The sequence below is a fragment of the Armatimonadota bacterium genome (genome assembly GCA_031081585.1).
GTDB lineage: Bacteria > Sysuimicrobiota > Sysuimicrobiia > Sysuimicrobiales > Humicultoraceae > Geohabitans > Geohabitans tengchongensis.
In genome coordinates this window covers 75,809-86,772 of record JAVHLY010000011.1, presented here as the reverse complement: position 1 = coordinate 86,772, position 10,964 = coordinate 75,809, and the positions used below count along the sequence as shown (strand labels likewise).

The window sequence follows — 10,964 nt, the reverse complement described above, 5'->3', positions numbered from 1 at the left end:
GCTAGCAGAGGCCCGCGTAGATCTCCCGCAGGCGGACGCCCACGCGCTCCAGGGAGTGGCGTTCGGCGTAGGCCCGCGCGGCCGCGCCCAACCGCTGGGCCAGGGCCGGGTCCCCGGCCAGACGGCGCACCTGCGCCGCCAGCCCGTCCACGTCGGCGGCCATGAGGCAGTTGGCCTCGTGCACGTAGCGGCCGGCGAAGCATTCCGCGTCGCGCAGTACGAGCGGCCGGCCCGCCGCTGCCGCCTCGAGGATGGCCAGCCCTTCGTTCTCCACGTGGCTCGGGAAGAAGAAGATGTCCCCGGCGGCGTAGGCCTCGGTGATGTCCTCGACGTAGCCCATGAAGCGCACGTTCGGCGGGGCCTGCTCCAGCACGCGCAGCGTCTCCGGCTTGACCGCCCGGTGGATGCGCCCGAACCAGGCGAAGGTGAGCTCGGGGAGGGCCTCGGCCACCTGGCAGAAGGTGTCCACCCCTTTGCGCAGCAGGACCAGCCCGACGGCGAAGACGACGGTGCCGGTCAGGCGGTGGCGGCCGCGGACGAGGACGCGCTTGCGCGGGTGGGGGGTGAAGCGGCGCAGGTCGACCCCGTTGCTCACCACCTCGATGGGCCGGTCCACCTCATAGCGACGCAGCACCTCGCGGGCGTAGGGGGAGGGTGCGATGATGAGGTCCGCTTTGCCGTAGTAGTAGCGCAGGAACCGCCCCAGGTAGGGGGCGATGGAGTCGCTCATCACGAAGGAGTTGGCGAAGTCCTCGGCGGTGGTGTGGCTGTGGATCACCACCGGCCGGCGGCCGGTGTACTTCTCCACCAGGTAGACGGAGCGGGCGCCGATGGAGTGTACGTGGAGGACGTCGAAGCGGTCCCCCGGATCGGTGGTGAACTCCACCCCGGCGGCCCGCAGCGCCTTCATGTGGTTCTCGTGCGCCCGGCGGATCCCGCCGCTCCACGTGTGGCGTCGGCTGTGCTCGAGGTAGAGGCAGACCTTCACCGGCCCCCCCACGCGTCCCGCTCCCCGCGCGCCGCCGGTCTGGCCCGGCGCCGGGGCAGGCGGGAATGGTGAGCCCTCCGCCCGCGCAGGCCTGCGGTTGAGACGACTCGAAGCGCCCCAATGGGCGCCGACCTTCTCTCAATGTTCTCCCCGCCGGCGTGCCGCACCTGTCGTGGAGAGGTCCTGGGGAGGGAAAAATAACGAAACATTCTGTACTCTCCCCGGACGGATCGACGACGGCTGCCCCACCCGGGCGCCATCGCGCGCGGGGTTCGTCCTAGCCGACAGGGGCCGCGGCGAGGGCGGGCTGTTCCCCCGGCGAGACGGTGACGACCTCGCTGCGCTCCATCGCCTCGGTGAGCAGGGCCGGGATGTCCAGGCCTGCCTCGGCCCGCTCCGCGTCGGCCCGCGTCGGGTGGGTGTGCGGGTGGGCGGGGAGGAAGAGGCTGCAGCAGTCCTCGTAGGGCAGCACCGAGATCTCGTAGGTGCCGATGGCCCGGGCCCGGGCGACGATTTCGCTCTTGTCCATGCCGCTGAGCGGCCGCAGGACCGGGAGCGTGGTGGCGGCCTCGATGGTGCCGATGGACTCGAGGGTCTGGCTGGCCACCTGCCCCACGCTCTCCCCGGTGACGAGCCCCGCCGCGCCCTCGAGGACGGCGATGCGCTCGGCCAGGCGCATCATCATCCGTCGCATCACCGTCACCCGCAGCGCCTCGGGGACGGTGAGCTGGATGGCCCGCTGGATCTCGGTGAAGTGCACCACCCAGACGCGCAGCGGCCCGGTGTAGGTCGCGAGCACCCGCGCCAGGTCGAGCACCTTCTGCCGGCTGCGCTCGCTCGTGAAGGGGAAGCTGTGGAAGTGCACCGCCACGGGGACGAGCCCGCGGCGCGCCGCCAGCCACAGCGCCACGGGACTGTCGATTCCGCCGGAAAGGAGGATCACGGCGCGGGCCCCGGTGCCCACGGGGAGGCCGCCGGGGCCGGGGACGACCTCGGTGGCGACGTAGGCCCGGTCCCGCACCTCCACCTGCACCGTGAAGTCGGGGTGGTGGACGTCTACGCGCAGGCCGAAACGCGCGGCCAGGTGCGCGCCCACCTCGCGGTTCAGGTCGAGGGAGGTGAGAGGGAAGCGCTTGTCCGCGCGCCGCGCGTCCACCTTGAAGGTGGCGGCCGCCCTCCGGGCCAGGTGGGCGGCGGTGGCGGTCTCGGCGGCCTGCAGGATGGCCGCGGGCTCCGCCGGGACCTCCAGGGCCGGGCTGAGCGAGACCACGCCGAAGACCCGCCGCGCCCGCTCCAGCACGGCGCGCGGGTCCTGCCGCACGGCGGGCCCGGTGAGCAGGATGCGCCCGAAGCGCGCCCGGACCTCCACCCCGGGGCCGGCCAGCGCCTCCAGGTTGCGCACGAGCGTGCCCAGGAAGAAGGGGCGGTTCTGCCCCTTGAGCGCCACCTCCCCGTAGCGGACGAGCAGGACAGGCTCCATCCCGGTCACCGGGCCAGCACCCGCAGCTCCGTCGCGGCCCGCACGATGGCCCCGGCGGCGGCGTCGACCTCCGCGGCCGTGGTGTGGCGGGAGAGGCTCAGGCGGATGGAGGCGCGCGCCGCCTCGCGCCGCAGGCCCATGGCCAGGAGGACGTGGCTGGGGCGCGGGTCGCGCGAGTGGCAGGCCGAGCCGGTGGAGACGTAGACGCCCTCCTGCTCCAGCCGGTGGACCAGCGTCTCCCCGCGCACCCCGGGCACCTGCACGTTCAGGATGTGCGGCGCCCCGTCCGGGGGGCTGTTCACCACCAGGTCCTCCACCGGCCGCAGCCCCTCCAGCAGCCGCGTGCGCAGCGCCCGCAGGCGCGGGGTCACGTCCCCCGCCTCGCGCACCAGGCGCGCCGCTACGCCGAAGCCCACGATGCCGGGGACGTTCTCCGTGCCGGGGCGCAGCCCGCGCTCCTGCTCCCCGCCGTGCAGCAGCGGCACCAGGCGCACGCCCGGCCGCACGACGAGCGCGCCCACACCCTTGGGCCCGTGGACCTTGTGGGCCGAGACCGTCACCAGGTCGGCGTCCTCCACGGGCACCGGCAGGGTGCCGAAGGCCTGCACGGCGTCGACGTGCAGCAGTGGCAGGCGGCTGTCGCCGCGGCGCTCGCGCAGCAGGCGCGCGATGGCGGCGATGGGCTGGACGGTGCCCACCTCGTTGTTCACCGCCATCACCGAGACGAGCACCGTGTCCGGGCGCAGCGCCCGCGCCACCGCGTCCGGGTCCACCCGGCCCCAGCGGTCGACGGCGAGGACGGTGAGGGCCCACCCCTCCGGCTCCAGCGCCCGCAGGGTGTCGAGCACGGAGGAGTGCTCCACCGCGGTGGTCACCAGGTGCGTCCCCCGCGACCGGTAGGCGCGCGCCGCTCCCACCAGCGCCAGGGCGTTGGCCTCGGTGCCGCCCGAGGTGAAGATCACCTGGGCCGGCGCCACGCCCAGCGCGGCGGCCACCTCGGCCCGCCCGGCGGCCACCCGGGCCTCCGCCTCCACTCCCAGCCGGTGGAGGGAGGAGGGGTTCCCGTAGGCGGTGCGGAGCACCTCCGCCATCGCCTCGATGACCGCCGGGTCGGGCGGTGTCGTCGCGGCGTTGTCTAGGTAGATCCTCTCGGGCATCACCCCTCATCCTACCTGCGCCCGCGAGGTGGGCACAACCGAAGGGGTGTCGTTTCGCGGTACGGGTACGGGCAGACTGTGAGAGAATCAAACCCCCGGGACCATGAGGGCTGACTCGACCTTCCTGGTGAGCCTGCTGGTGGGGGCGCTGATCGGCGCACTGGCTCTGGTCGGAGTCGGCTTCTTTGCGCCCGGTCCTCCGCTGTCCGGGCTCCCCTGGCTTCGGAATGCCGGATCCGAAGGACCTTCGGCCCCGACCGGCCCGGCGCAGCCCGGAGCTCCCGGGTCTCCCTCACCAGTCCCGGACCGCCCGGCAGCACCCGCTCCCGGGCCAACGGCGGCCCCTTCGCCCCAACGGCCGCCCGGGACCGCTGGCGGGCCGGGCGGAACACCGGGACCCTTCCCTGCGCCGGAGGCGGTTCAGCCCGCCCCACAGCCGGCCGAGACGTTTCCCCCCGACACCGCCCCTGCCGCCGCACAGCCTGGCGGGCGCCGGCGCCATCAGCGTGCCTGGGACCTGCTGGAGGCGGGGCAGCTGGCGCAGGCTCAGGAGGCCTTCCTGCTGGCCGCGCTGCGCGATCCAGGGGACGAGGAGGCGATGGCCGGGCTCATCGCCGTGCGCCGCCGCGCTACCCGCGACGACGCCGCCCTGCTGCTGCGGCAGGCCGCCGCCTACCGTCGGGCCGTGGCGCGGGGGGAGGAGACCGAGGAACACTACACTCCCCAGGCCATGATCCTCCTGGCCCGGGCGTCCGAGGCGGCCGCCGCCGAGATCGCGGCGCAACGGACCGCCCCGCGGGGGGCGGGGCCCGCTCCTACCACCCTCGCCCGGCCCGCCCCCTCCCCGCCACGGTCCCCCGCGCTGGCGCGCCGCCCCGCGCAGCTTCCCTCGCCGACCCCGCGTCCGGGCCCGCCGGAGCCCGCACCCACGCCGATGCCCCCGGCGCCACCTCCCACGCCCGCCCCACCGCAGCCCACTCCGCGGCTGGCGACCCCGACGCCCTCCCCGGCGCTGCGACCGCCGACGACCCCCGCTCCCACCGAGCCCAGCTTCGATCCGCAGGAGGCCTTCGTGATCGTGCAGATCGGCCCGGTGGCGAGCCCGGAGCGGGCGGCGGAGATCGCCGCGCACCTGACCCTCTCCGGCTACGCGGCGCGGGTCACGCGCGTGGAGGGGACGCGTTACCTGATCACCCTGGGCCCCTACCGGCGCTCGACCGCGGAGGCGATCGCCGGCCTGGTGCGCGGCCGCTTCGGGTCGCTCCTGCGCATCACGCTGCAGCCGTCACCCTAGCCGATCCGGCACCTGCCCGAAGCGAGGCGCGCGTCAGGGCAGGCGTCCCAGGGGGATCACCAGCGGGGGGGAGCGCTGTCCGACCGGGTCGACCACGACGAGGGTGGCCGCCAGCCGGGCGCCGGACGGGGCAGCGAGGGGGAGCGCGACGGCCCAACCCCCATCGGTTCCTGCGACGGCGAGGAACTCCGCCAGGGTCCCTCGGGCTTCCACGGCGTCTTCGGCGTCCTCGTAGGCGATCCGGCCTACCACCCGGAACCCCGGGCGGGTCCGACCCCGCAGGACGACCTGCGGTCCCCCGCCACCGCCAGGGCCCAGGACCAGCGCCCGGCCGGGTGCTTCGACGACGGGTGGAGCGGGTCTGCGCGTGAGGATCGTGACCGGCGTCGAGGCCTGGAGCCGGTCGGTCCGTCCGCCCCGGGTGACCTCCACCGTCAGGGAGGCCCGCAGCAGATTCGTCCCGGGATCGGGACTGTAGGCGCCGAAGTACGCGCCCGGAGTCGTGCGCGACTCCCGCATGGGGACCGTCCGGCCCAGCCCGGCCAGGCGGAATCGGGCGCTCCCCCCTGGCGCGCCGGTCGCCACGACCGTGAGCACGTCGTCGCCGGCCAGGGGCGTCGGAGGGTTCAGCGTCACGGTCCTCACCAGGCCCGGCGGTTCGACGACCTGGAAATCCCAGGCGACGCGCCGTACGTTGCCGGCGCGGTCGGCCATGGTGAGCCGCACCTGGACCCGTCCGGGGGCGAAGGGCCGAGGCGGATTGTAGGAGACGGCCGTCTCGGCGATGGATGTCTGCGCGGTGACGTTCCGTCCGTCGATCAGGAGCCGGACCGAACGCGGGTCGACGGAGGACTCCTCGTCGAAAATTTCCGCCACCACATTGGGGCGCAGGTTCGCCACGGGGTGCTCGGCGGCGGGGTAGAGGGCCACGACGCGCGGGGCTCTCCCGTCGACCGTCACCGGCGGATCGGCAACGGCCGTGACCCGCCGCGCGCCCACTTCCAGCGTCACCAGGACGGCCGCGTTGCGCGCGGCGTCCTGCGGCCGGACGACGTAGGTGCCGGTGTAGAGGCTCGGTTGCGCCTGGTAGGCTCCCGTCGAGGCCTCCCGCATCGCCACCACCTGCGGGATCCCGACGATCTGGAACGTGGCGGCTGCCCCGCGGGTCCCCCGGGCTGAAACCGTCAGGCGGTCGCTGACTTTTAACACGGCACCGCCGGGGCTGTCGTGCCCCGCCGCTTCGATCCGAACGGCACCGGCCGGGGGAGGGGGGGCAGGGGCCGGTGCGGCCAGAGCGGGAGTGAGGCTCACCCACAGGAGGGCGAGGGCGGCCAGACCCGCCGGGGCTGGTGCCGGGCTCCTCCGGTGGTGTAGCATCACTGGTACCTTTCACCCCCACGTCAGCGCGGTAAACGCCCTTTGGCCCCTGCACCCCTGCGCCGGCTGTCGTCGGTGCTGAGCCCTTCGGGGGGGATGGGCCTGATTCCTATGCGGCCCGGCGCACGGGACACCCGAGAGCCCCCTGACGTCCCCCGGCGAGACGGTGGCACCACGGGAGGAGGTCTGGCGATGATCGGCCTCTACCCTGGAGCATCGCCGGAGCACGGCGTCGCCGACTACACGCGGTCCTTGGCGATGGCCCTGCAGGAGAGCGGGATGGAGGTGGCGGTGTGGGCGGACCGCTCCCACGGAGCCATCGCCACGGAGGAGAGCGATGGTGACCTGAACGTCTGCCGCGTGTGGCGGCCCGGAGCACTGGTAGGGATCGACCTCTGGAGTCGAGCGCGCAGGAACCTGCCCCGGCTGGTGCATGTCCAGTTTGAATCTTTCATTTACGGCGGGCCGCTGGGGTTCCTCTCCCTCTGGGTGTTCCTGCTGTGGGTTCGTCTCGTCGGGGGCAAGGTGGTCGTCACGGTGCACCACGTGGCCGCTCCTGCGGACCTGACGACCAGGCTCCTCCGGCAGAGCGGCATTCGGGTCGGCCCGCGGCTGGCCCGGGCGATCTTCCGACTTTCCACCGGTCTGCTGGCTCGCGCGGCCCACGCTCTCATCGTGCACGAGGACGTCTTTCGCGAGCGTCTCACGACGCACTACCGCCTCGGCCATCCGCTCGTCGAGGTGGTCCCCCACGGGGTGCCGCTCCCGGAGTGCGAGGAGAGTCCGCGCGAGACAGGGGACGGGGGACGGGTCGTGCTCCTGTTCGGCTACCTCAAATGGTACAAGGGGTTCGACCTCGCCCTGCGGGCCTTCCGCCAAGTGGCAGACGAGTTCCCTGAATGGCGCCTGGTCATCGCCGGAGGCTTGCCGGCCTCGGCCGCCGCGTCACACGTCCGCTACGTCGACGACCTCCGGCGCCTGGGCGAGGGACTCGACGGGCGCGTCGAGTTCACGGGCTACGTCCCGACCGCACAGCTCCCACGCCGCTTGCGTCGTGCAGACCTCATGCTCTTTCCCTATCGCATCCTCTTTTCTGCCAGCGGGCCGCTGGCCCAGGCGATTGGCTGGCGTCGCCCGTTCATCCTCTCCAGGGCGCTCCAGCCGGTCCTGCCCCAGTGGCCGTGGATCTGTTCAGAGGATGTCGAGGCGTGGGCAGCGATGCTCCGTCTCCTGATGAGCGACGAACAGGCCCGCATGGATGCCAGCCACCAGCTGAGGGATATCGCCGCCGCGCGTGGCTGGCGGGAAGCGGCCCGCCGCACCATCGCCCTCTATGAGAGGGTCGTCGGTGCCCCGGTCGTGCTCAACCGGCCACTCCCCTCGTCGTGGGTCGGTTCCTGATCGGACCGGACGTCAGAAGCTCCCGGTGGCCAACGGTGTGGCTGGCCGCCGCCCTGACCTGGGCCGGGCTACAGGCGGTCCGGTTCATGGCGGGCCCCGGTCTGCCGCCCACGTATGACCTCCCGGGCCACCTGCACATGGCCACGATCACGGCGCGCGCCCCGACGGCGCTGTGGGACGACGGGTGGTACGCTGGCCATCCCACCTATGCCTACCCCCCGCTGGCGCACGCGCTGGCGGCGCCCCTGGTGCGTGCACAGGGGGAGGAGGGGCTCCGCCTGGTCGTGGTGGCGGTCGTCCTGGCGACTGGTCCTGCCCTCTACGCCGCCTGTCGTCACTACGGTGGGCTGGACGCCACACGGGCGGCTGCCGCGGCCTTTGCCACCCTGCTGGCGCCGGCGCTCTGGCGGGCCTTGTGGTTCGGCCAGTATCCCACGCTCCTGGCCTTCGTGGTCTTCTGGGCCACGCTCGCCGGCTGCGGCGCGCTGCTGCGCCGCCCGCACCACGACCTCCGCCTCGCCGTCCTGGTGGCGCTCGGCGTCGGCCTCCTGGGGAGCATCCACCTGCTCCCCCTGCTGGCGGTGCCGATCGCGTTGCTCCCGCCGGCCCTCCTGCTCCCCTGGCGGCGGGTCCTCGCCCGGCTGGCTTTGCCGATGGTCGTGGGCGTCCTGCTGGCGCTCCTCCCCTCCCTTCCGCTCCTGCTCGACCTGCCCCGGTTCACCAAGACGCCGGTGCCGCACGTCACGCGCAGCCCGGACCTGGTGAGGCCCGCCGGATGGCTCACCTGGGTGGGCGCGCCGGCGGGACTGTCGATGGTCCTGGCGCTGCCGTCGGTCGCCCTCGCCCGGATGGGGGGGGCGGGCAAGGCGGTCGGAGCGGCGGCGGGGGTGGCCGGCCTCGTGGCGCTGCGGGAGGTCGTCCCTCCGCCGTGGCTGGGCCTCGCGGCCGGCTGGTTGCTCCTCCTGAGCCTGGCCCTGCGACGCTCCACGCTCCGGACCCCTGCGTGGGCCTTCGCCCTGGCCACGCTCGTGGGGCTGTGGGTCTCACTGGGCCCGGCCGGCGGTATCGGGCGCCTCCTGCCCTGGGCCCAGGTGCTCGTGTACGACCGCTTCCTCCTCCTCACGGTCCCCATGGGCTACGTCGCCCTGGCCCACGCGCTGGGGCCGGTCGCTCCGACGTTCCCGCGGCTCGTCGGTGCGGCCGTGGTGGCGGGAGTCCTCCTCCTCGGGTGTTCCTTCGGGCACACGCAGGCGCTCTACCGCCGCCTGGTGGCCGGTGCCATGGAAGAGGGGGCAGGGAGCGGTGGTGCGGCCCCGCGTGCTCGCGGCGCGAATGTGCACCTGGACGGGACGAGCGCACGCCTGATCCCGGCGGCGCTGGTGGCTCGGCTGCAGCAGGAACGCGGCTGGGGCAGGGTGCTGCCGCTCGGGACGCCACCCGTCGTCTTCACCCTGCCCGACGTGGCCGGGCGGCCGTTGATCGACGGCGCCTACAACGACGCGCGGCAGCTGGCCGTCCTGCGGCGTTCCGGCGTGGAGGCCCTGGCGTATGAGAAATTCGCCGATCCCACGCTGCGCCTGACCCGCTTCTTCCTCCGGCATGCGCGGGTCTACGGCATCCGCTGGGTGGTGACCCAGGACCGGGTCTACGACCCGGCCGTGCCGCGGGACCGCTTCGAGCTCGTCCTGGAGACGGGACGGGGGCCCTTCCGCAGCTGGCGCCTCTACCGGGCGGTCCACCCGCCTGTGGCGGCGTGGACAGGGACTCCCCGGCGCATGGTCCGCACCCTGGCGCAGGCGCCGTTGTGGAGCGCTGTCTGGCGTCCGGGAGGCGGGGCCCGGGAGGTGGAGGTCCGACGTGAGGACGATGTCGCTGCGCTGACGCTGGCCGGCTCCACGGTTCACGGGTGGACGTTCGTCGAGGTGCGCCCTCCGGCCCGGGCGTGCACCCACGTCGCCTTCACGGCGTGGTCGCCGACGGCGGCCGGCCTGGCGGTGCGGGTGCGGCGCGAGGGGACCTGGCTCCTGGTGCACCCCGACGATCCGCTGCCTGTGCGTCCTGGTCGGTTCCGGTACGCTCTGGACTGCAGCCGGGTGGACCGGCTGATCCTGGGCGTCGCCGGGAGCGGTCTCCACCAGGCCTACTTCTCCTCCCTGCGCTTCGAGCGCGAGACCGAGGCCATTCAGGCGGTCCCCTTCCGCCGCGAGCACGCCGAGTGCTTCCAGGTGACGCTCCCATCCGCCCGCGCGACGGTCACGGTGAGCGTGGCGGCCGTTCCGCGCTGGCGGGCGGCGGACCCGGCCGTGCGCGTGGGGGAGGATGCCCTGGGGTTGCTCACCCTGCGCGGTCCGGCGGGGCGGCACCGCATCTGCCTGGCCTTCCCCTCGTGGGCTCGCGCCGCGCGCGTCGGGGCGGGGCCTGCCTACCTGCTCGCCTCCGGCCTGCTGCTCCTCTGGGTGGTGGTCCGGCCACGGCGGTGGGCGTCGTATCTCGCCCGTCGGCTGCGTGGGCCGGTCACCACGCTTCGAGAGATCTGGCGTCGGCACCATCTGTCGGCCCGTCAGGCTTGGGATGCCCGGGCCCAGGAGGCAGCAGACTGGTTCACCGCCTGGGCGACCGGTCCGGAGGAGGCAGCGCGCACCGCCGACGCCGACCTCGCGGACCTCCTCGAGGAGATCGACGCGGACCGCCTGCGCACCTGGCGCCTCCTGGAGATCGGGTGCGGGACGGGCCGGCTGCTGCGTCCCCTGGCCGCCCGTGCCCGGGAGGTGTGGGGGGTGGACGTCTCCGAGGTGATGGTCACGCTGGCGGCCGAGCGCCTGCGTGACCTGCCGAACGTGCGGGTCATGGCCAACGACGGTCGGACGCTGGTCGGCATCCCGGATCGTTCAGTGGACCTGGTCTTCTCCCACCTGGTCTTCCAGCACGTCCCCGACCGCGCCGTGGTCGCCGGTTACCTGCGCGAGGCCGTGCGCGTCCTGCGGCCCGGCGGGCTGGTGCGGTTCCAGGTGAACGGGCTGGGGGAGCGCCGGCTGTGGCGCGCGCTGAAGTCCGTCATCGGGGATGGGAACTGGTTTGGCGTCCTCTTCACGCGCCGGGAGCTCGCGGCGCTGGCACGCGCAGCCGGCCTGGACGAGGTGACCTGTCGGTACGGGTCGCCGCGGCCAGGGATGCGCCGTCTCCAGTCGCTGTGGTTGTGGGCTCGTGCACCCGTTCAGGCCCGTGCCTCCGTACCTGCCGGTCCGCCGTGACCGCCTCTGCCGGCCC

The 10,964-nt window shown here is 73.9% G+C and carries 7 protein-coding genes; 3 read left to right on the top strand and 4 right to left on the bottom strand.

What is annotated here, in order from left to right; genetic code table 11:
• Window position 1: 1 nt before the first annotated feature.
• From RB146_06250 to RB146_06240, 3 genes are all read right to left on the bottom strand, one after another.
• Window positions 2–1,000 (bottom strand): glycosyltransferase family 4 protein, encoded by a 999-nt coding sequence (locus RB146_06250; protein MDQ7828580.1) that lies wholly within the window; start codon window positions 998–1,000, stop codon window positions 2–4.
• Window positions 1,001–1,265: 265 nt separating this feature from the next.
• Entirely contained in the window at window positions 1,266–2,468 is a 1,203-nt protein-coding gene (gene thiI / locus RB146_06245; protein ID MDQ7828579.1) for a tRNA uracil 4-sulfurtransferase ThiI, read from the bottom strand.
• 5 nt (window positions 2,469–2,473) lie between these two features.
• The gene (locus tag RB146_06240) at window positions 2,474–3,625 is read right to left on the bottom strand and encodes a cysteine desulfurase family protein (GenBank protein ID MDQ7828578.1); all 1,152 of its coding nucleotides are present in this window, start codon (window positions 3,623–3,625) and stop codon (window positions 2,474–2,476) included.
• A gap of 598 nt (window positions 3,626–4,223) precedes the next feature.
• Between RB146_06240 and RB146_06235 the strand changes: the two genes are divergently transcribed.
• On the top strand, window positions 4,224–4,919 hold the full coding sequence (locus RB146_06235; protein MDQ7828577.1) for an SPOR domain-containing protein: 696 nt from the start codon (window positions 4,224–4,226) through the stop codon (window positions 4,917–4,919).
• A 33-nt stretch (window positions 4,920–4,952) separates the two neighbouring features.
• Here the strand turns inward: RB146_06235 and RB146_06230 are convergent, their stop codons facing one another.
• Window positions 4,953–6,128: a hypothetical protein gene (locus RB146_06230; protein ID MDQ7828576.1), complete on the bottom strand. Its 1,176-nt coding sequence runs from the start codon at window positions 6,126–6,128 to the stop codon at window positions 4,953–4,955.
• A 360-nt stretch (window positions 6,129–6,488) separates the two neighbouring features.
• On the opposite strand from RB146_06230, the gene RB146_06225 reads away from it, so the two are divergent.
• On the top strand, window positions 6,489–7,697 hold the full coding sequence (locus RB146_06225; GenBank protein ID MDQ7828575.1) for a glycosyltransferase: 1,209 nt from the start codon (window positions 6,489–6,491) through the stop codon (window positions 7,695–7,697).
• 86 nt (window positions 7,698–7,783) lie between these two features.
• Window positions 7,784–10,948 carry a class I SAM-dependent methyltransferase gene (locus RB146_06220; protein ID MDQ7828574.1) on the top strand — a complete coding sequence of 1,055 codons (3,165 nt, stop codon included), beginning with the start codon at window positions 7,784–7,786 and terminating at the stop codon, window positions 10,946–10,948.
• Window positions 10,949–10,964: the final 16 nt, after the last annotated feature.

Excerpts from the sequence above, each read along its gene's own strand:
- RB146_06240 (MDQ7828578.1), bottom strand. The coding sequence starts at position 3,625 with ATGCCCGAGAGGATCTACCTAGACAACGCCGCGACGACACCGCCCGAC.
- RB146_06225 (MDQ7828575.1), top strand. The coding sequence starts at position 6,489 with ATGATCGGCCTCTACCCTGGAGCATCGCCGGAGCACGGCGTCGCCGAC.
- RB146_06235 (MDQ7828577.1), top strand. The coding sequence starts at position 4,224 with ATGGCCGGGCTCATCGCCGTGCGCCGCCGCGCTACCCGCGACGACGCC.
- thiI (MDQ7828579.1), bottom strand. The coding sequence starts at position 2,468 with ATGGAGCCTGTCCTGCTCGTCCGCTACGGGGAGGTGGCGCTCAAGGGG.
- RB146_06220 (MDQ7828574.1), top strand. The coding sequence starts at position 7,784 with ATGGCGGGCCCCGGTCTGCCGCCCACGTATGACCTCCCGGGCCACCTG.